This window comes from Stenotrophomonas sp. YJH_SMC_6 (genome assembly GCF_059371335.1).
In genome coordinates, this window is the sequence record NZ_JCAFUM010000006.1 from 252,516 (window position 1) to 270,971 (window position 18,456).

Annotated in this window: 18 protein-coding genes; 11 read left to right on the top strand and 7 right to left on the bottom strand. The window is 66.6% G+C overall.

Translation table 11 applies throughout. The features are described 5' to 3' along the window. Nucleotides 1-69: 69 nt before the first annotated feature. The 4 genes from AC5P9N_RS09125 to AC5P9N_RS09140 all read left to right on the top strand — a co-directional run bounded on the left by AC5P9N_RS09125 (nucleotide 70) and on the right by AC5P9N_RS09140 (nucleotide 4,172). Complete coding sequence (locus AC5P9N_RS09125; RefSeq protein ID WP_005408981.1) at nucleotides 70-504, top strand: BLUF domain-containing protein; 435 nt, start codon at nucleotides 70-72, stop codon at nucleotides 502-504. Between the two features lie 142 nt (nucleotides 505-646). Continuing rightward, entirely contained in the window at nucleotides 647-1,933 is a 1,287-nt protein-coding gene (locus AC5P9N_RS09130; protein WP_005408982.1) for a nucleotide sugar dehydrogenase, read from the top strand. Between the two features lie 55 nt (nucleotides 1,934-1,988). Continuing rightward, the gene (locus AC5P9N_RS09135; protein WP_043034340.1) at nucleotides 1,989-3,611 is read left to right on the top strand and encodes an FMN-binding glutamate synthase family protein; all 1,623 of its coding nucleotides are present in this window, start codon (nucleotides 1,989-1,991) and stop codon (nucleotides 3,609-3,611) included. 99 nt (nucleotides 3,612-3,710) lie between these two features. Beyond that, nucleotides 3,711-4,172, top strand: a complete 462-nt coding sequence (locus tag AC5P9N_RS09140) for a GNAT family N-acetyltransferase (protein WP_044569785.1) — start codon at nucleotides 3,711-3,713, stop codon at nucleotides 4,170-4,172. A 53-nt stretch (nucleotides 4,173-4,225) separates the two neighbouring features. Here the strand turns inward: AC5P9N_RS09140 and AC5P9N_RS09145 are convergent, their stop codons facing one another. Both AC5P9N_RS09145 and AC5P9N_RS09150 read right to left on the bottom strand, forming a co-directional pair. After that, entirely contained in the window at nucleotides 4,226-5,473 is a 1,248-nt protein-coding gene (locus tag AC5P9N_RS09145) for a TIGR03862 family flavoprotein (RefSeq protein ID WP_099484715.1), read from the bottom strand. Next, a complete protein-coding gene (locus tag AC5P9N_RS09150; protein ID WP_099484714.1) occupies nucleotides 5,460-5,894 on the bottom strand; it encodes an FKBP-type peptidyl-prolyl cis-trans isomerase in 435 nt (144 codons plus the stop codon). Before AC5P9N_RS09150 ends, AC5P9N_RS09145 begins: the two co-directional genes overlap by 14 nt. Before the next feature lie 70 nt (nucleotides 5,895-5,964). Between AC5P9N_RS09150 and AC5P9N_RS09155 the strand changes: the two genes are divergently transcribed. From AC5P9N_RS09155 to AC5P9N_RS09170, 4 genes are all read left to right on the top strand, one after another. Next, nucleotides 5,965-6,330: a DUF6164 family protein gene (locus AC5P9N_RS09155; RefSeq protein WP_049396360.1), complete on the top strand. Its 366-nt coding sequence runs from the start codon at nucleotides 5,965-5,967 to the stop codon at nucleotides 6,328-6,330. 293 nt (nucleotides 6,331-6,623) lie between these two features. After that, nucleotides 6,624-7,391, top strand: a complete 768-nt coding sequence (locus AC5P9N_RS09160; protein WP_049396359.1) for a sulfurtransferase — start codon at nucleotides 6,624-6,626, stop codon at nucleotides 7,389-7,391. A 224-nt stretch (nucleotides 7,392-7,615) separates the two neighbouring features. Next, the gene (locus AC5P9N_RS09165; RefSeq protein ID WP_005408989.1) at nucleotides 7,616-8,611 is read left to right on the top strand and encodes an LLM class flavin-dependent oxidoreductase; all 996 of its coding nucleotides are present in this window, start codon (nucleotides 7,616-7,618) and stop codon (nucleotides 8,609-8,611) included. A 68-nt stretch (nucleotides 8,612-8,679) separates the two neighbouring features. Further along, on the top strand, nucleotides 8,680-9,177 hold the full coding sequence (locus AC5P9N_RS09170) for a pyridoxamine 5'-phosphate oxidase family protein (protein ID WP_005412916.1): 498 nt from the start codon (nucleotides 8,680-8,682) through the stop codon (nucleotides 9,175-9,177). A 93-nt stretch (nucleotides 9,178-9,270) separates the two neighbouring features. Here AC5P9N_RS09170 and AC5P9N_RS09175 read toward each other — a convergent pair whose 3' ends face one another. Then, nucleotides 9,271-9,930 (bottom strand): exopolysaccharide biosynthesis protein, encoded by a 660-nt coding sequence (locus AC5P9N_RS09175; protein ID WP_043034336.1) that lies wholly within the window; start codon nucleotides 9,928-9,930, stop codon nucleotides 9,271-9,273. After that, nucleotides 9,914-11,218 (bottom strand): hemolysin family protein, encoded by a 1,305-nt coding sequence (locus AC5P9N_RS09180; RefSeq protein ID WP_032966609.1) that lies wholly within the window; start codon nucleotides 11,216-11,218, stop codon nucleotides 9,914-9,916. The genes AC5P9N_RS09175 and AC5P9N_RS09180 overlap by 17 nt, the downstream gene beginning before the upstream one ends. A 292-nt stretch (nucleotides 11,219-11,510) precedes the next feature. Between AC5P9N_RS09180 and AC5P9N_RS09185 the strand changes: the two genes are divergently transcribed. Together AC5P9N_RS09185 and AC5P9N_RS09190 are read left to right on the top strand one after the other, a co-directional pair. Further along, nucleotides 11,511-12,137 (top strand): DUF47 domain-containing protein, encoded by a 627-nt coding sequence (locus AC5P9N_RS09185; RefSeq protein WP_004152833.1) that lies wholly within the window; start codon nucleotides 11,511-11,513, stop codon nucleotides 12,135-12,137. 13 nt (nucleotides 12,138-12,150) lie between these two features. Beyond that, the gene (locus AC5P9N_RS09190; RefSeq protein ID WP_005408993.1) at nucleotides 12,151-13,272 is read left to right on the top strand and encodes an inorganic phosphate transporter; all 1,122 of its coding nucleotides are present in this window, start codon (nucleotides 12,151-12,153) and stop codon (nucleotides 13,270-13,272) included. A 384-nt stretch (nucleotides 13,273-13,656) separates the two neighbouring features. Here the strand turns inward: AC5P9N_RS09190 and AC5P9N_RS09195 are convergent, their stop codons facing one another. The 3 genes from AC5P9N_RS09195 to parE all read right to left on the bottom strand — a co-directional run bounded on the left by AC5P9N_RS09195 (nucleotide 13,657) and on the right by parE (nucleotide 17,923). Further along, on the bottom strand, nucleotides 13,657-15,153 hold the full coding sequence (locus tag AC5P9N_RS09195; protein ID WP_059033941.1) for a S10 family peptidase: 1,497 nt from the start codon (nucleotides 15,151-15,153) through the stop codon (nucleotides 13,657-13,659). Between the two features lie 110 nt (nucleotides 15,154-15,263). Beyond that, nucleotides 15,264-15,842: a GNAT family N-acetyltransferase gene (locus AC5P9N_RS09200; protein ID WP_012479721.1), complete on the bottom strand. Its 579-nt coding sequence runs from the start codon at nucleotides 15,840-15,842 to the stop codon at nucleotides 15,264-15,266. A 191-nt stretch (nucleotides 15,843-16,033) separates the two neighbouring features. Further along, nucleotides 16,034-17,923: a DNA topoisomerase IV subunit B gene (parE, locus tag AC5P9N_RS09205; RefSeq protein ID WP_005408996.1), complete on the bottom strand. Its 1,890-nt coding sequence runs from the start codon at nucleotides 17,921-17,923 to the stop codon at nucleotides 16,034-16,036. 172 nt (nucleotides 17,924-18,095) lie between these two features. On the opposite strand from parE, the gene AC5P9N_RS09210 reads away from it, so the two are divergent. Further along, nucleotides 18,096-18,329, top strand: a complete 234-nt coding sequence (locus AC5P9N_RS09210; protein WP_005408997.1) for a hypothetical protein — start codon at nucleotides 18,096-18,098, stop codon at nucleotides 18,327-18,329. The last annotated feature ends 127 nt before the right edge of the window (nucleotides 18,330-18,456 follow it).

Consider the following 18,456-nt stretch of genomic DNA (forward strand, 5'->3'; position numbering starts at 1 on the left):
GACGTGCTTAACTGTTATCCCTGTTCATGTCATAGTCCCAGCCACCGTTCCCAGGGGGGGAGCCACCCGATGTCGCTGCACGCGATTGCCTATGCCAGTGAGGCCCGCGCCGATCTGCGGACAACCGATCTTGATCGCCTGCTGGCCGACGCCACGGCATTCAATCGTGTAGCCGGTGTCACCGGTGTCCTGATGTTCGACGGCAGCCGCTTCCTGCAGTATCTGGAAGGCCCCGAAGATGGCATCGATTCGGTGTTCCAGCGCATCTTCAATGCACGCAGCCACGCGCAGATGAGGCTGTTGTGCCGCGCGCCGGTGGTGCAGCGTGCGTTCCCGCGCTGGTCGATGGGGACGCGGCGGATCGATGCGGACCTGCTGACCCAGATCGTTGACGCGGCGTGGCCGGGTTTCCTGCTTGGCAGCGGTGGTTTCGAGCGCCTGCTGCAGGCCTGGACCGGTGCCGACGGCGAGCTGGAACCCGCCGCGGTCGCGCTGGGTTCCTGAGCCCGCCTTGGCGGCGGGGTATCGGGGCCGGTAGGCTGTAGCCTTTCTGGTGCGGGTTTCCCGGAGTGGTACAGCGAATGAGTGGGTTGGCCCAAGCCATGGCGGCACGCATCCGGTTTCACCCGGCGCACGGGATATGCCGATGAGCGTGCCCGTTGCGGCGGCGGTGACGCCGCGTTTCGCCGTGATCGGCCTGGGTTACGTCGGCCTGCCATTGGCGGTGGCGTTTGGCCGGCACTGGCCGACACTGGGCTTTGACATCGATGCCGGCCGCATCGCGGAGCTGCGCGGTGGCCGCGATCACACGCTGGAGATGGAGGCCGACGAGCTGGCCGAAGCCACGCATCTGCAGTACGGCAGCGATCCTTCGCTGCTCGATGCCTGCAACGTCTATATCGTCACCGTGCCGACCCCGATCGATGCATACGAGCAGCCCGACCTGGAGCCCCTGCGTTCGGCGACACGGCTGATTGCCAGTCATCTTCGCGCCGGCGATCTGGTGATCTACGAGTCCACGGTGTACCCCGGCACCACCGAGGAAGTGTGCGTGCCGCTGCTGGAACAGGGTTCGGGCCTGGGCTTCAACGAAGACTTCTATTGCGGCTACAGCCCGGAACGGGTCAGTCCCGGTGACCGCCAGCGGCGCCTGGCCGACATCCGCAAGATCACGTCTGGTTCGACCCCGGAAGTCGCTGCGGTGATCGATGGTCTCTACCAGCGCATCATCGACGCCGGTACGTTCCCGGCGCCGTCGATGCGCGTGGCCGAAGCAGCCAAGGTGGTCGAGAACATCCAGCGCGACGTCAACATCGCGCTGGTCAACGAGCTGGCGCTGATCTTCGACCGGCTCGGCATTGATACCCAGGACGTACTGGACGCCGCCGGCAGCAAGTGGAATTTCCTGCCGTTCCGGCCAGGCCTGGTTGGCGGTCACTGCATCGGCGTCGATCCGTACTATCTGCTGCACAAGTCCGAAAGCGTGGGCTACCACCCGGACCTGATCCACACCGCGCGGCAGGTCAACAACCGCGTCGGCGAGCACGTGGCGGCGCGCGTGCTGGCGATGCTGGCCGAGCGTGGCCGTGCACCGGCGGAGGCACGCATCCTGGTGCTGGGCGTGACCTTCAAGGAGGATTGCCCCGACCTGCGCAACAGCCGCGCGCTGGAACTGGCCCAGCGCCTGCGCGATGCGGGGGCGCAGGTGGAGGTGAGCGACCCGTGGGTCGGCCCGGCGGCATTGACCGGCGAGGGCCTGGATTGGCTGGCCGAACCCGGGGCAGGGCGCTATGACGCGGTGGTGCTGGCGGTGGCCCACGCCCGTTTCAAGGCAATGGATGAAGACGCAATCCGGGCGCTGCTGGCGCCAGGCGGCCTGGTCTACGACGTCAAATCGGCCTGGCCGCGCAACGTGGTTGACGATCGTTTGTAAGCCTTGGCAGCGAGCGGCGCGGTAGACTCGGGAACAGTTGCAACCGAGGAAAGCCATGCACCGGTACATCGTCTACCTGCTCGCCATCCTGATGTTCCCGATATGCCTGTGGCTGGCCACGATCTGGCCGGCCTGGTACTGGGGCGTCGGCCTGACTGCCGCGATGGTGGCATTGGGGACCTGGGACCTGCTGCAGAAACGCAGCACGCTGCGCCGCAACTATCCGGTGATGGCGCACTTCCGCTACGGGCTGGAATCGATCGGCCCGGAGATCCGCCAGTACTTCGTGCAGAGTGACCTGGAGGATGTGCCGTTCTCGCGCCAGCAACGTGCACTGATCTACCAGCGCGCCAAGAACGAGATGGACACGGTGCCGTTCGGTACCCTGCGCAGCACCTATGCGGTGGACTACGAGTGGATCAACCATTCGCTGGCGCCAACCGCCATCGCCAAGCATGACTTCCGCGTGTTGATCGGCCCGAACTGTGCCAAGCCCTATTCGGCCAGCGTGTTCAACATCTCGGCGATGAGCTTCGGTTCACTGTCGGCCAATGCCATCCGCGCACTGAACGAAGGCGCGCGGCGTGGTGGTTTCTACCACGACACCGGCGAAGGCTCGATCTCGCCCTATCACCGTGAGATGGGCGGCGATCTGGTCTGGGAGATCGGCTCGGGCTACTTCGGTTGCCGCGACGAGAAGGGTGGTTTCAGCGAGGAACGCTTCGTTGCCAATGCCACCCATGAACAGGTCAGGATGATCGAGATCAAGCTGTCGCAGGGTGCCAAGCCGGGTCATGGCGGCGTGCTGCCAGCGCCGAAGGTGACTGCCGAGATCTCGGTGACCCGGGGCGTGCCGATGGGCGTGGACTGCGTGTCGCCGTCGCGTCACTCGGCGTTCTCGACACCGGTCGAGTTGCTGCAGTTCGTCGCCCGCCTGCGCGAGCTGTCCGGGGGCAAGCCGGTCGGTTTCAAGCTGGCGATCGGTCACCCGTGGGAGTGGTTCGGCATTGCCAAGGCGATGCAGGAAACCGGGTTGCTGCCGGATTTCATCGTGGTGGACGGTGCCGAAGGGGGCACCGGCGCGGCGCCGGCCGAGTTCGTCGACCATGTCGGCGTGCCGATGCACGAAGCGCTGCTGCTGGTGCACAATACCCTGGTCGGCCTCGATCTGCGCGAGCGCATCCGCATCGGTGCAGCCGGCAAGATCACCAGTGCGTTCGACATCGCGCGCACCATCGCGCTGGGTGCCGACTGGTGCAATGCCGGCCGCGGCTTCATGTTCGCGCTGGGCTGCATCCAGTCGTTGAGTTGCCATACCGACAAGTGCCCGACCGGCATCGCGACCCAGGACCCGGCGCGCTGGAAGCATCTGGATGCACCGGACAAGGCCACCCGTGTGTACAGCTACCACGAGCACACGCTGCATGCCTTGAAGGAACTGCTGTGTGCCGCGGGCCTGAACGACCCGGCGGAACTGGGCCCGGAGCATATCCTGCGTCGGGTTTCGCCTGTTGAGATCCGTTCGCTGGCCTCGCTGTACCGCTACCTTGAACCGGGCGAGCTGCTGCACAAGGTGCCGGACCACGCCGTGTTCCATGCGTTCTGGGCCGATGCGCGCAGCGATTCCTTCCAGCCGCCGCCGAAGATCCAGGCGCTGCGGGCCAGCAAGTCGCGATAACGTGTTGCTGTAGAACCGAGCCCATGCTCGGCTGCTTCTCTCATCGCGATGTTGGAACGAAGAACAGTCGAGCATGGCTCGACGCTGCAAGGAGATGCCATGCGGTTCCGGACCGGCACCACGGATGATGTCGCCACGCTGTGGGCGTTGCGCACGCGTTGCGTGCGCGAGACCTGCAGCAGCCATTATCCGCCCGAAGTGATTGCGCCCTGGTCGGCCTCGCCGCCGCCGTCGCAGTACGCGCGGTTGCTGGGGCAGGGCGGCTGCGTGGTGGCCGAGGATGGGCAGGGCGGCCTTCTTGGCTTCGGTGTGTTCGATGCCGATGCCAATGAAGTCGACGCGTTGTTCGTTGATCCTGATCGTGGCGGCCAGGGAATTGGCCAGGCGCTGATGCAGCGCCTGCTGGCAATGGCCGATCGTGAGCGTGAGGTGGTGCTGTCGGCCTCGCTCAACGCGGTGCCGTTCTACCAACGGCAGGGATTCATCAGCGTGCGCGAAGAGGTCTATCCGCATCCCAGCGGCGTGGCGCTGGCTTCGGTGAGCATGCGCAGGCCATGGTGAGCGCCCGGGGACTGTAAGGCAGTCGAGGATGGCTCGACTCTACAATGCAGGCGTCACCGCCCGGCCAGCCACCTGATCACGCCCTCGGCGGCGCGCAGGCCACTGGCGTAGCACGCGGTCAACAGGTAGCCACCTGTTGGCGCCTCCCAGTCCAGCATCTCGCCGGCGCAGAACACGCCGGGCACGGCCCGCAGCATCAGGCCATCATCCAGCGCATCCAGGCGCACGCCACCGGCGGTGCTGATCACCTCGGCCATCGGCCGGGGACGCAGCAGGCGCAGCGGCAGGCGCTTGAGCGTAGCCGCCACGGCAGGCAGGTCGTTGCCGGCTTCCTTACCCAGAATCTCGAACACCAGTGCGGCCTTCACCGCATCAAGGCCCGCCTGGCGACGCAGGTGCTCGCCGAAGCTGCGGCCCTTGCGCGGGCGTGACAGATCGGCCAGCAGGCGCGCTTCGTCGCGGCCCGGCACCAGATCCAGCCACAGCATCGCGTGGCCATCGCGGTTGATGGTCTCGCGGAGGTCCGCCGCCAACGCATAGATCAGGCTGCCTTCGATGCCGTACTCGCTGGCCACGCATTCGCCCTGCAGCGACTGTGGCTGTCCGGCCAGGTCGATCCAGTGCGCGACCACCGGCTTCAACGGTGCACCGGCATTGCGCTGGGCGAAGAACGGGGTCCAGTCCACGTCGAAGCCGCAGTTGGCTGACTGCAGTGGCGCGATGTCCACGCCACGGGCCTGCAGTGGTGCAACCCAGGCGCCGTCGCTGCCCAGCTGCGGCCAGCTGCCGCCGCCCATCGCCAACACGGTGGCATCGGCGTGGACATCGATCTCGCCGGCTTCGGTGGCGAAGCGCAGCGCGCCGTCGTTGCCCCAGCCGATCCAACGGTGGTTGGCATGCAGGCGCACGCCCTGTTCCTTCAGCCGGCGCACCCAGCCACGCAGCAGTGGCGCGGCCTTGCGGTCGACCGGGAACACGCGGCCGGAGCTGCCCACATAGGTCTCCACGCCAAAGCCGCCGGCCCAGTCGCGCAATGCCTGCGCATCGAAGCCATCCAGCCAGCGGCCCACGGTCGTGGACTGCTCGCGGTAGCGGCTGTCGAACAGCGGACGCGGATCGGAATGGGTGAGGTTGAGCCCGCCCTTGCCGGCGATCAGGAACTTGCGGCCGGGCGAACCCTTGGCCTCGTACAGGTCCACCTCCAGACCGGCGGCGCGCAGGCGCTCGGCGGCGAACAGGCCGGTCGGGCCGCCGCCGATGACGGCGACCCGCGGAAGCGGTGCGGCATTACGGTTTGACATCGAGCAGCTCGACATCGAACACCAGCGACGAACCGGCCGGAATCGGGCCAACCCGGCGGTCGCCATAGCCGTAATCCGGCGGGATCATCAGGGTGCGCTTGCCACCGACCTTCATGCCGGCCACGCCCTCATCCCAGCCGCGGATGACCTGGCCGGCGCCGAGCGCGAAGGTGAACGGTTCGCCGTGCTTGAAGGAGCTGTCGAAGGTCTTGCCGTGCTTGCTTTCGGTGCGGTTGTCGTAGATCCAGCCGGTGTAGTGCACGGTGACCTTGCTGCCGGCAACGGCTTCGGTGCCGGTGCCGGGCACGGTATCGATGCGCTCGAAGGTGGTCAGGGTGCCGCCGGGCGGTGGGCCGGACGGTTCGGTTGTGCAGCCAGCGGCGGCGAGGGACAGCAGCAGGGGAAGCAGCAGGCGGCGCATCGGGCGTCTCCGGAAGGGCGCAGGGCGAGGGCGGCAAGGGTAGCGCATCGGCGCCGGGTATCATGGGGGCATGGCAAAACTCCTGCTCAATCTGCGCAATGTCGGCGACGACGAATATGCCGATGTCTGCACGCTGCTCGACCAGCACGGCATCGCCTGGTATCGCACCGAACCCAGCCCTTGGGGCATCTCCAATGGTGGCCTGTGGCTGCGCGAGGACGCCGATCATCCACGTGCGAAGGCGCTGATGGCGGAATACCAGGCCGAACGCGGGCCGCGCATCCGTGCCGAGCGTGAGCAGGCATTGCGTGATGGCACGGCGGAGACCTTCGGCAGCCTGTTCCGGCGGCGGCCGGTCTACGTGGTGCTGGTGCTGCTGGCGATGGCCGGTGCGGCGGCGCTGGTGCTGCTGCCGTTCGTGCTGTTGCGGGGGTAATGGGGCTTCTGGCCGGGTTGCACCCGGCACCCGCAGACACAACGGCAACGGCAACGTCAAAAGCCGGGCTTCAGTGGGAGGGCGGGGCGGTGTGGACAGGCGGGGGACGGCAAAAGCTGCTGCTGCGTGCCTCGTAGAGCGCCATCCATGGCGCTCTGCGCCCCCGCCTGCCCACACCGCCCCACCCATGACTGATTCCGGTTGTTTGCCGGGCTTGGGGTCGGGCCCCTCCTGCGCAGAGGGCTCTGACCCCTGAATCTGCCCGGAGGGGCGGGAGGCGCTAAAATGCCAGGATGATCGCCAATACCGCCGCTTACCATTTCGCCGTCATCGACGCTCCCCAGGCCCTGTGCGACCAGATGCTGGCGCGTGCCGAGGCGGCGCAGTTGCGGGGCACGATCCTGGTGGCGGGCGAGGGGCTGAACCTGTTCCTGGCGGGTGCGCCGGAGGCGGTCGAGGGTTTCTACGCGGCGCTGCGTTCTGACGCGCGGTTTGCCGATATGCGGGTCAAGACCAGCTTCAGTGAACATCAGCCGTTCGCGCGGCTGAAGGCCAAGGTGAAGGACGAGATCATCAGCTTCCGCCGTGACGACGGTCAGCCGCTGGACTATCCGCGCGCGCCGGCGGTCGATCCGGCCACGCTGCAGCGCTGGTTGCGGCAGGGGCATGACGACGCCGGCAAGCCGGTGGTGATGCTCGATACCCGCAACCTGCAGGAAGTGGAGTACGGCACCTTCAAGGATGCGCTGGTGCTGCCGATTCACAAGTTCACCGACCTGCCCGAGGCGCTGACGCCGCACCGCGAGGCGCTGAAAGACAGCACCGTGGTCAGTTTCTGCACCGGCGGCATCCGCTGCGAGAAGGCGGCGCTGTGGATGGTCAACGACGGCATGGACAACGTGCTGCAGCTGGACGGTGGCATCCTCGGCTACTTCGAGGAGGTGGGCGGCGAAGGCTACGAAGGCCGCTGCTTCGTGTTCGATGAGCGCGTGGCGCTGGATGCCGAGCTGAAGCCAATGGTCGACCAGCCGCTGCCGGAGCCACGCCCCAGCGCGTTCTGACGCTTCCGCGATAGAGCCGGCCGCTGGCCGGCTGCGAAGCCATCTACCTGTATGCCGGCCAGCGGCCGGCACTACCAATCGCGCTTGGCGCGGATCAGGCCACCCCGGATCGGCCCGGTCAGCCCTGAACCCGCCACACGGGAATCAGCATCCCGCCACCGTCACTGGCCGCAGCGCCTGGCCGACCCCATGCATGGGAGATCCTGTGACGGAAAAAACGCCTGATGATCCCGTTGTCGATCCTTGACCTGGCCCCGGTCTGCGAGGGCAGTGACACCACCGCCGCTTTCGCCAACATGCTGGAACTGGCCCAGCATGCCGACGCGCTGGGCTACCGCCGCTACTGGCTGGCCGAACACCACAACATGCCGGGCATCGCCAGTGCGGCCACCGCCGTGCTGATCGGCCACGTCGCCGGTGGCACAAAGCGCATCCGCGTCGGTGCCGGCGGCATCATGCTGCCCAACCATGCCCCGCTGCAGGTGGCCGAGCAGTTCGGCACGCTGGCTTCGCTGTATCCGGACCGCATCGACCTCGGCCTGGGCCGTGCACCCGGTACCGACCAGCCGACCGCGCGTGCGCTGCGCCGCTACTTCGACAGCGCCGACCAGTTCCCGCAGGACGTGCGCGAGCTGCTGCATTACTTCGAGCCGGTACAACCCGGGCAGGCGGTGCAGGCGGTTCCGGGTGGCGGCCTGCGGGTGCCGACCTGGATCCTCGGTTCGAGCCTGTTCGGTGCGCGCATGGCCGCCTCGATGGGCCTGCCGTATGCGTTCGCCTCGCACTTCGCACCCGACGCGATGGATGAAGCCGTTGCCGTGTACCGCCGCGAGTTCCGCCCCTCGGCCACGCTGAAGCAGCCGCACGCGATGCTGGCCCTGAACGTCGTTGCCAGCGACAGCGAAACCGAATCGCGGCGCCTGTTCACCAGCCAGCAGCAGAGTTTCGTGAACCTGCGTCGCGGCCGACCGGGCAAGATTCCGGCACCGATCGACGACATCGAGTCCTTCTGGGAGCCGCACGAAAAACTGGGCGTGGAGCGGGCGCTGGCCTGCACCGTGCTGGGCGATCCGCAGCAGGTGGCGGAGGGCATTGCCGCGTTCGTCGAACGGCACAAGCCCGACGAGCTGATGCTCACCGCCAACCTGTACGACCACCGCGCGCGCCTGCGCTCGTTCGAACTCACCATGCAGGCCTGGCACGCCCGCCACGCGGGCTGAACAATTGCGTCACGGCCCATTGCGGCCAAACCGCGTCTGATGGGGGCTCATATCGAAGGAGCCCCCACATGGCCGACACCCGTGCCGAACACATCGCCCAGCTGGCCGAACTGATCAAGGACGTGGAGGTGGCGATGTTCACCACCACCGGCGTCGATGGCCGCCTCTACAGCCGGCCGTTGGCCACCCAGCAGGTCGCCTTCGACGGTGACCTGTGGTTCGTGATCACCGGCGACAGCCCCAAGGTGGCCGAGATCGCGCTCGACCCGCGGGTCAACGTGGCGTATGCCTCGCCCTCGAAGAACACCTATGTGTCGGTGGCGGGGCGGGCACGCGTGGTCGACGATCGCGCGAAGATCGAGGAGCTGTGGTCACCGGCGATGAAGCTGTTCTTCCCCGGTGGCAAGGATGACCCCAACCTTCGCCTGATCCATGTGCGCGCCGACAGTGCCGAGTACTGGGACGGTCCGGGCACGCTGCTGGGCAAGGCGTTGACGTTCGTGCTGTCGGCGGTGCAGGACGAACCGGCGGCGCTGGCCGACAACGGTTTCATCGATCTTCGGTGATGACCGATGTCCGGTATTGGTAGTGCCGGCCGCTGGCCGGCAAACCTGGGAAACGTGGCAGCCGGCCAGCGGCCGGCTCTACCGGATTCCGGATCAGAACCAGCGCTGGAACAGCTCCACCGTATAACCCACCAGCTGCCCCGAACTGAAACCGAAGAACGCGATCGCTGCCACGGCGGCGATCCAGTTGAACAGCATCAGCGCGCCATCGCGTTCCAGCAGCGCCAGCGAGAACAGCAGCAGCTGGAAGCCGAACAGGAAATTGGTGAAGGGAATCGGCAACGACAGCAGCAGGCCCAGCAGCACCAGCAGCAGGCCGGTGAAGGCGTGCGCCATCAGCGGTGTCAGCAGTTGCGGCAGGCGGGGTTTCAGCATCTTGTCCAGGCGCCGCAGCGGGCGGTCGATGCGGTCCAGGAAACGATGCATGGTGCCGCGCTTTGGCCCGCGGCGGGCAATGAAGCCGGGCAGCCAGGGCCGGCGCAGGCAGAACAGCATCTGCAGGCCGATCAGGACCACCAGTGGGCCGCTGACCGCGCCGCCCATGCCCGGGATCGGGATGAACGACGGCAGGATCGCCACGAACAGGAACACGCCGAACGCGCTCTGCTGCAGGTTGCCGAGGATCTGGCCCAGCGGCATGTGCTCGGCGGGATCGCCAGAGGCGAACATCTCCAGCAGGGTACGGATGCCCTCGTTGCGGTAGGCCGGGCGCTCGTCGCCCGGACCCTTGCCGGCCTCAGGCGGTGAGCTCATCGGCCTGCTCGTCGGACAACGTGCGCAGCAGCAGCTTGTCCACGCGCGCACCATCCAGGTCAACCACTTCGAAGCGCCAGCCCGCCCAGTCGAAGTACTCGCCTGCGTGCGGAATGCGGCCGAAGTAATGGATGCACATGCCGGCCAGCGTGTAGTAGTCGCCGTCCTCGGCGTCGGGCAGGTCGTTGCTGCCGATCAGTTCGCGCACGTCTTCGATCGGCAGCGAGCCGTCCACCAGCAGCGAGCCGTCTTCGCGGGTCACCACCAGCGCGTCCTCGTCGGCGTTCTCAACCGCCTGCAGGCGGCCGACCACCGCGCCCATCAGGTCGCTGATGGTCACCAGGCCCTGGATCTCGCCGTACTCGTCCACCACCAGTGCCATCGACTGCTGTTCCTCGCGGAAGATTTCCAGCAGCTTCATCGCGTGGGTCGATTCGGAGACGTACAGGGGTTCGCGCAGGGTCTGGAACAGCGCGTTGTCACCGCGCGCCATGCGCGTGGCCAGCGATTTCAGTTCGAGCACGCCGACCACGTCCATGTCGTTGTCGCGGTACACCGGGTACCGGGAGAACTCGTGTTCGGCCATGATTTCCAGGTTGCGCTCCAGCCCGGCCTGGGTATCCAGCCACGCGATGCGGTTGCGCGGGGTCATCAGGCTGTCGGCGGTGCGGTCGCCCAGGCGCATGACGCGGTTCATCATGTCGCGCTCGTGGGCATCGATCACGCCGGCCTCGTGGCTTTCGGCGACCAGCATGCGGATCTCTTCTTCGGTCACCGAGGCGACTTCATCCTTGCCCAGGCCGAACAGGCGCAGCACCAGCTGGGTGGTCCTGGACAGCAGCCAGACGAAGGGCAGGGCGAGCTTGGCCAGCCAACTCATCGGCATCGCGACCAGGCCGGCAATGGCCTCCGAACGGGTCAGCGCCAGGCGCTTGGGCACCAGTTCGCCGAAGATCAACGTGATGAAGGTGATCAGGCTGACAGCCAGTGCGGTACCGATGTTGCCGGCATAGGCGAAGCCCGGCATCAGGCCCTGGATCCAGCCGGCGAAGGCTTCGCCCAGGGCTTCACCGCCGAGGTAGCCGGTCAGCACGCCGATCACGGTGATGCCGATCTGCACGGTGGACAGGAAGCTCTCCGGCTTCTCGGACAGCTCCAGCGCCTTGGCCGCGCGCTTGGAGGTGGCGGCCATCTGCTTCAGGCGGCTCTTGCGCGAGGTCATGACCGACATCTCGGACATGGCGAAGAAGCCGTTCAGCAGAACAAGCGCGAAGACAATCAGGATCATTTCAAACACGGGCGTCGTCCCCGGTTGGTGGCAGGGAGGGCGGGTGCTTGCGATGGCGGCAGGCGCTCAGGAACGGGGTCCGGCGCGGCGCAGGGGGATAAGGGTCGTCGTCCATAAGGTGCGCCCGAAGGCGCGCTGTCATCTTAGCAAAGGGGCGTGGCAGGGTGGCAACCGCCTGTTCAGGTTGGGGGTTCCAGCGCCCCGAAAGGCGGCGGGGATACCCGTGATGGTCATCTAGCCGTCATAATTCCGTCTGGTGCCGTCCTTCCCGCGACGGCTGACAGGTTTCTCAATGTTCTCTCTGCAGACCATTTTCGGTTCCGGCAAACAGTTCTACACCCTGCTCGATGAGGCTGCCGTCGCGGCCTCCGACGCCGCCAAGGCGCTGCATTCCATGCTGCGCGAGGCCGACCGCCAGCCCGCGCTGGACGCCTTCAAGCTGGCCCGCCTGCGCGAGCGCGCGGCCTCGGACAAGATCAGCCAGGCGCTGGTGGACAGCTTCATGACCCCGATCGAGCGCGAAGACATCGAAGCGCTGGGCTCGGCCCTGTACAAGATTCCCAAGCAGATCGAGAAGTTCGCCGATCGCTATTCGCTGGCCACGACCCACCTGGAGCACATCGACTTCGCGCCGCGCGCGGCGATGCTGGAACAGGCCGCCGGCGTGGTGGTGGAGATGGTGGCCGACCTGCGCCACATGAACCTGGACCGGATGACCGCGCTGAACGAGAAGCTGCGCTCGCTGGAAAACGAGGCCGACCGCCTGATGCTCGAGCTGTACCGCGACATCTATTCCGGCCGCCTGGACAACCTGCAGATGTTCCTGCTGAAGGAATTCTTCGAGATCCTGGAAAAGGCCATCGACCGTTGCCGCGAGGCCGGCGTGGTTGCGTACCAGATCGTGTTGAAGAACAGCTGACGGACGCCGCCGCATGTTGACCCTTGTCCTGGTGGTGATCCTGGCCGCACTCGTCTTCGAGTTCATCAACGGCTTCCACGACACCGCCAATTCCATTGCCACCGTGGTCGCGACCAAGGTGCTCTCGCCCGGCTGGGCGGTGATGCTGGCCGCCTTCATGAACCTCATCGGTGCGCTGACCGGCACCGCGGTGGCGCTGACCATCGCTTCGGGCCTGCTCAACACCAACGTGGTCGAGGTCACCCCGCAGGTGATCCTGTGCGCGCTGCTGGGCGGCATCATCTGGAACCTGATCACCTGGTGGAAGGGCCTGCCGTCCTCGTCCTCGCATGCGCTGATCGGTGGCCTCTGCGGCGCCGGCCTGGCGGCGGCCCACAACAACTGGGACGCCCTGATCTGGTCCGAGCGCCTGGGCAGCTGGGCGCAGAACAAGGGCCTGCTGTGGAAGGTGTTCGTGCCGATGATCACCTCGCCGATCGCCGGTTTCCTGCTCGGCATCGTGGTGATGGTGCTGCTGTGGGGCCTGATCGCCGGCCTGGCCAGGATCGGTGGCGCCATCGGTCGCCTGGCCCGCCCACGCATCGTCAATGCATTCTTCGGCAAGGCCCAGATCGCCTCGGCGGCCTACATGGGCTTCGCCCACGGCCACAACGATGCGCAGAAGACCATGGGCATCATCGCCATGACCCTGATCGGTGCCGAGGCCACCGGCGCACTGGATGACCTGCCGTCCTGGCTGGCCTTCATGCACCCGGACGCCCACGCCGGTGACGGCATCGCGATGTGGATCGTGCTGACCTGTGCGGTGGTGATGGCCGCCGGTACCGCTTCGGGCGGCTGGAAGATCATCAAGACCCTGGGCCACAAGATGGTCAAGCTGCACCCGATCCACGGCTTCGCCGCGGAGACCAGCTCGGCCACCATCCTGACCCTGGCCGCGCACTTCGGCATGCCGGTCTCGACCACGCACAGCATCTCCACCGCGATCATGGGCGTCGGCTTCGCCAAGAACCCGCGCTCGCTGAAGTTCGGCGTGATCGAACGCATCGTCTGGGCCTGGATCCTGACCATCCCGGCAGCCGGCGGCTGTGCGTACCTGATCCTGAAGCTGTTCGAGCTGTTCGGCTGGACCTGATCGCCACGCCAAGGTTGCAAACGAAAAAGCCCGCCGGTATCCGGCGGGCTTTTTTCATGGGCAGAGAATTCTTCCGGACACATCGTGTCGACCAAGGTCGACACCTACCAGAGCAGAAACAGGGATCCGATCCCGTGCCGACCAACGGTCGGCACCCACCAACAGCAGCAGGAACCTGTCAGCGGCGGGGTGGGGTGGGGTTGCAGGACCGTTGGCGCCATGGATGGCGCCATCGAGCCCCCAGGGACGGGTTTACGGCGTGTCCTGCAACCCCACCCCACCTCGCCAGCCCACGGAAACCCTGCTTTTGCCGTTGCCGTTGCCGTTGCCGTTGCCGTTGCCGTTGATCCGGCGGGTGCCGGGCCGCAGGCCCGGCCGAACCCCTCAATTGCGCTGGAACAGCGCCTGCACATCCTTTCGGAACGCCGCCTGGCTGTCCGTCCGGCTGTAGAACATGTGCCCGCCCGGATAGCTCCGCACCTGCACCCGGTCCGGGTTGCTGCCCATCGCCGGCATCTGGTCCACCGTCAGGATCGAACCCATGAACGGGCACGACAGGTCGTTCCAGCCATGCACGATCAGCACCTGCAGATGCGGATCGATCGCCACCGCCTGGCGCAGCTGGGTCACCGCACCCTGGCGCAGCTCGCCGTTGCGGTCCCACAGACGATTCACGTCGTAGTTCAGCGCCTGGTAGCGCGCATCCACCTTCCAGCCGACCACGCGCGTCACGAAGTCGACCATCGCCGTGGTGGTCGGCGCAATGATGCTGTCCAGCAGCGGATCATTGGCGCGCTGCTCCGGGTCATTCGGGAATGGATCGAACGCGGTCACATTGGAGTCGTAGCGGCTGCCCAGCGTGCCCTTGTCGCGGAATACTTCGCGCAGGTAGGCCTGGGTTTCAAGACGGCCACCGGCACGGCGCACGAACTGCGGGTCAAGCCCGGTCAGCTCGGTCACCCGGCGCAGCATCGCCTCGGTCGCCTGCGGATCGCTGCGGCCCTTCATCAACGCGGTGGCGTAATCGCCACGGGTGTACTCCACCACCTCGCGCATTGCCGCGTCGGTGAGCCTGCCCTGGCGCTCCAGGTGCGCCGCGGCGATCGACGGCAGCGTCTGCATCCATGCCATCGGCGAGACGTCGGCGTTGTCTTCCAGCGTCGGGCTCAGGTACGGCGAGACCAGTACCAGGCCGTTCATCGCCACGCCCAGCCGGGTCTGCAGGAAATGGGTGATGCGCGGGCCGCGATAGCCGCCGTAGCTTTCGCCGGTCAGGTACTTGCGTGACGCCATGCGCTGGTTGCGCAGCAGCCAGTCGTAGATCGAGCGCGACAGGTACTCGATGTCGGCGCCGGGGTTGTACAGCTGCTTCTTCGCCTCGTCATCGCCGATGCGCGCGCGGCTGAAACCGGTGCCGACCGGATCGATGAATACCAGGTCGGTGAAATCCAGCCAGGTGCCCGGGTTGTCATGCAGGGTCGCGGGCGCCGAGGCGCTGTCGCCTTCCGAACCGAAGGTGACCACCTTGGGCCCGATCGCGCCCATGTTGAGGTACACCGACGAGGCACCGGGGCCGCCATTGAGCGCGAACGTCACCGGCCGGTCCTTGCCCGGCATCGTGTACGCAGTGAACACCACATCGGCGATGACCTTGCCCTTCTCATCGCGCACCGGCAGGGTGCCGACGGTGGCGGTGTAGTCCAGGGTGCGGCCGGCCAGGCGCATGCTCTGGCGCGCCGACGCATCGGCAGGCAGCGCAGGCGCGTCGGTCCTGTCGTCTTTCGAATCGGGCTTGGTGTCAGCGGCGGGCGCGGCCAGCACGCTGGTGGGGGCGATGAGCAGGCCGACGCAGAGCGCGGCAGTGTGCAGCAGGGACTTCATGGCACCGGATCGGCAGCGGAAGGGGGGTCCGATGCTAGGCCGGTGGAGTGCCATGCCGTATGTGTCCAAAGGCATGGCCACGTTCTGCAGCGGCTTGCGGCCAGATTGGATCAAACGGGCAGGGTGGCTGCCGCTTCGTCGTTGGCCAGCAGGCCATAGACGGCCGAGTCCGAAAGCTCGCCCTGGATGCGCCAGCGCTGGCGCAGCACCCCCTCGCGGTGGAAGCCGAGGCGGTCAAGCACATGTGCCGAGGGTACGTTGCGTGGATCGATCTCGGCTTCGATGCGGTGCAGGTGCAGGGTGTGGAACAGATAGCCCAGCATCTGCTGCAGGGCCTCATGCATGTAGCCCTGGCCCTGGCGGTCGGGCGCCAGCAGATAGCCGATCTCGGCCCGCATGGCCTCACGATCAATGGCGAATGCGACGCAGACGCCCAGCAGTGGGCCGTTGGGTGATTCGCGCAAGGCCAGCTTCAACTGGGTGCCGATCGCGTGCGCGGCAAGGTCGTCGTCGATCTGTTCGCGGGCTTCGGCCGGTCGTGTCCAGGCCGGATGGTTCCACCAGCGCATCACGTCCGGATTGGATTGCAGCGCGAACAGCGCGGCCGCGTCGTCACGGCGGATCGGGCTCAGCACCAACCGCGCGCTGTGCAGCGGCAGGGCGGGAAACAGCAGCGAGTGGCTGGCCAATACGATGGTCCACACGGGTGGACGCGCATTATGCCGCCGCCGGGTTTGCCGATGGCGGCGTAATGCCAAGGGCGCATGAGCCGGTAATGGCGGCCGCTGGCCGGCAGTCGAGGTTGCCGGCCAGCGGCCGGCACTACCGGGCAACCGGGTCAGAGCCCTTTGCCACAAAGGGATCCGACCCCGTGCCGGGATCAGACTTCCAGCGAGGCCAGGTCGCCCTTGCTCTCCAGCCAGCCCTTGCGGTCGGAGGCGCGCTTCTTGGCCAGCAGCATGTCCATCAGCGAGCTCGTCTGTTCGCGATCGTCCACGGTCAGCTGCACCAGGCGGCGCGTATCCGGGTGGATGGTCGATTCGCGCAGCTGCGGCGGATTCATCTCGCCCAGGCCCTTGAAGCGGGTGACGTTGATCGCGCCCTTGATCTTCTCGCGTTCGATCTTATCCAGCATCGAGCGCTTTTCTTCCTCGTCCAGGGCGTAGAACACCTGCTTGCCCACGTCGATGCGGAACAGCGGCGGCATCGCCACGAACACGTGGCCGGCATCGACCAGCGCCGGGAAGTGCTTCAGGAACAGTGCGGTCAGCAGGGTTGCGATGTGCAGGCCGTCGGAGTCCGCGTCGGCCAGGATGATGACCTTGCCGTAACGCAGGCCGCTGATGTCGTCCTTGCCGGGGTCGCAGCCGATGGCGATGGCCAGGTTGTGTACTTCCTCCGAGGCCAGCACGCTGTTGGACGAGACTTCCCAGGTGTTCAGGATCTTGCCGCGCAACGGCATGATGGCCTGGAAGTCCTTGTCGCGGGCCTGCTTGGCGCTGCCCCCTGCCGAGTCGCCTTCCACCAGGAACAGCTCGGTACGCGACAGGTCCTGGCTGATGCAGTCGGCCAGCTTGCCGGGCAGGGCCGGGCCCTGGGTGACCTTCTTGCGGACGACCAGCTTCTCGGTCTTCAGGCGTGCGCTGGCGCGCTCGATGGCGATCTGCGCGATTTTCTCGCCCAGCTCGACGTTCTGGTTCAACAGCAGGCTGAAGGCATCGTGGGCGGCGCCTTCAACGAAGCCGGCGGCCTGGCGCGAGGACAGGCGTTCCTTGGTCTGGCCACTGAACTGCGGATCGGTCATCTTCAGCGACAGCACGAACGACACGCGGTCCCACACGTCTTCCGGGGCCAGCTTGACGCCGCGCGGCAGTAGGTTGCGGAAGTCGCAGAACTCGCGCAGCGCCTCGGTCAGGCCGGTACGCAGGCCGTTGACGTGGGTGCCGTGCTGGGCGGTGGGAATCAGGTTGACGTAGCTTTCCTGCACCAGCTCGCCTTCCGGCAGCCAGGCCACGGCCCAGTCCACCACCTCGGTGTCCTTCTTCAGGTTGCCGACGAACAGGTCGGCCGGCAGCGATTCGCGTTCGCCCAGTTCCAGCTTCAGGTAATCGCGCAGGCCGTCTTCGTAGTACCAGGTGTCGACTTCACCGGTGGCCTCATCGGTCAGCTTGACCGTCAGGCCCGGGCACAGCACGGCCTTGGCGCGCAGCAGGTGCTTCAGCGCGCGCACCGCGAACTTGGGCGTGTCGAAGTATTTCGGGTCAGGCCAGAAGCGCACGCGGGTGCCGGTGTTCTTCTTGCCGACGCTGCCGACCACTTCCAGCGGCGTGGCGCGGTCGCCGTTGCGGAAGGTGATGCGGTGCTCGGCACCCTCGCGCTTGATGTGCACTTCCACCAGGGTCGACAGCGCATTGACCACGCTGACGCCGACGCCGTGCAGACCGCCGGAGAAGGTGTAGTTGTTGTTGCTGAACTTGCCGCCCGCATGCAGGCGGGTGAGGATCAGCTCGACACCCGGGATCTTCTCTTCCGGGTGGATGTCCACCGGCATGCCGCGGCCGTCATCGCTGACCTCCACGCTGCCGTCCTTGTACAGGGTGATCTCGATCGAGCGGGCGTGGCCGGCGAGGGCCTCGTCCACCGAGTTGTCGATCACTTCCTGCGCCAGGTGGTTCGGGCGCGCGGTGTCGGTATACATGCCGGGACGGCGCTTGACCGGGTCAAGGCCGGACAGGACTTCAATATCGGCGGCGTTATAGCGGGCGTTCATCTGTCTTCGAAAGCTTGGAGCGACGGGCAAGTGTGGGGTCTGGCACGGGATTTTGCACGCCTGCGGTTCAGTCTCGGCGACGCAGAGGGGGTAAAATGGCAGCCGCTGGAATCTGAATGCCGGCGACCCCCGTTGGGTCGAAACATCCAAGCCATACCGCGAGGAGGACCTCATGAAGAAGTTGCTGACCATTGCGATCCTGGCCGCTGCCGCCGTTGCAGTGCCGCTGGTGGTGGCGCAGAACGCCGGCCAGCCGGCCCCGCAGCAGGGTGGCCAGGCCGACAAGGCGCAGGCCGAAGCCGATGCCAAGGCCAAGCGCCGCGCCCAGGCCAATGCCGAAATGAAGGCGCAGGGCCAGCCGGCCCCGCAGCAGGAAGAGGAAGAAGAGGCGCGGAAGAAGAAGTAATTCTTCCGCCCTCCGAAGCCCTTGCCGCAAGGGATTCGCCCCCCGACGCCCCGCCCAGCGGGGCGTTTCTTTTGGGTGATGGCCGCAACTGCCCCTTGGGTTGGCGGCCATCAATCTGTAAACTATG

What these genes read in the sequence shown, in the direction of transcription:
- AC5P9N_RS09140 (WP_044569785.1), top strand. Translation starts at nt 3,711, where the DNA reads ATGCGGTTCCGGACCGGCACCACGGATGATGTCGCCACGCTGTGGGCG.
- AC5P9N_RS09145 (WP_099484715.1), bottom strand. Translation starts at nt 5,473, where the DNA reads ATGTCAAACCGTAATGCCGCACCGCTTCCGCGGGTCGCCGTCATCGGC.
- parE (WP_005408996.1), bottom strand. Translation starts at nt 17,923, where the DNA reads ATGAACGCCCGCTATAACGCCGCCGATATTGAAGTCCTGTCCGGCCTT.
- AC5P9N_RS09195 (WP_059033941.1), bottom strand. Translation starts at nt 15,153, where the DNA reads ATGAAGTCCCTGCTGCACACTGCCGCGCTCTGCGTCGGCCTGCTCATC.
- AC5P9N_RS09170 (WP_005412916.1), top strand. Translation starts at nt 8,680, where the DNA reads ATGGCCGACACCCGTGCCGAACACATCGCCCAGCTGGCCGAACTGATC.
- AC5P9N_RS09160 (WP_049396359.1), top strand. Translation starts at nt 6,624, where the DNA reads ATGATCGCCAATACCGCCGCTTACCATTTCGCCGTCATCGACGCTCCC.
- AC5P9N_RS09165 (WP_005408989.1), top strand. Translation starts at nt 7,616, where the DNA reads ATGATCCCGTTGTCGATCCTTGACCTGGCCCCGGTCTGCGAGGGCAGT.
- AC5P9N_RS09190 (WP_005408993.1), top strand. Translation starts at nt 12,151, where the DNA reads ATGTTGACCCTTGTCCTGGTGGTGATCCTGGCCGCACTCGTCTTCGAG.
- AC5P9N_RS09150 (WP_099484714.1), bottom strand. Translation starts at nt 5,894, where the DNA reads ATGCGCCGCCTGCTGCTTCCCCTGCTGCTGTCCCTCGCCGCCGCTGGC.
- AC5P9N_RS09135 (WP_043034340.1), top strand. Translation starts at nt 1,989, where the DNA reads ATGCACCGGTACATCGTCTACCTGCTCGCCATCCTGATGTTCCCGATA.
- AC5P9N_RS09185 (WP_004152833.1), top strand. Translation starts at nt 11,511, where the DNA reads ATGTTCTCTCTGCAGACCATTTTCGGTTCCGGCAAACAGTTCTACACC.
- AC5P9N_RS09125 (WP_005408981.1), top strand. Translation starts at nt 70, where the DNA reads ATGTCGCTGCACGCGATTGCCTATGCCAGTGAGGCCCGCGCCGATCTG.
- AC5P9N_RS09175 (WP_043034336.1), bottom strand. Translation starts at nt 9,930, where the DNA reads ATGAGCTCACCGCCTGAGGCCGGCAAGGGTCCGGGCGACGAGCGCCCG.
- AC5P9N_RS09130 (WP_005408982.1), top strand. Translation starts at nt 647, where the DNA reads ATGAGCGTGCCCGTTGCGGCGGCGGTGACGCCGCGTTTCGCCGTGATC.
- AC5P9N_RS09155 (WP_049396360.1), top strand. Translation starts at nt 5,965, where the DNA reads ATGGCAAAACTCCTGCTCAATCTGCGCAATGTCGGCGACGACGAATAT.
- AC5P9N_RS09180 (WP_032966609.1), bottom strand. Translation starts at nt 11,218, where the DNA reads ATGATCCTGATTGTCTTCGCGCTTGTTCTGCTGAACGGCTTCTTCGCC.
- AC5P9N_RS09210 (WP_005408997.1), top strand. Translation starts at nt 18,096, where the DNA reads ATGAAGAAGTTGCTGACCATTGCGATCCTGGCCGCTGCCGCCGTTGCA.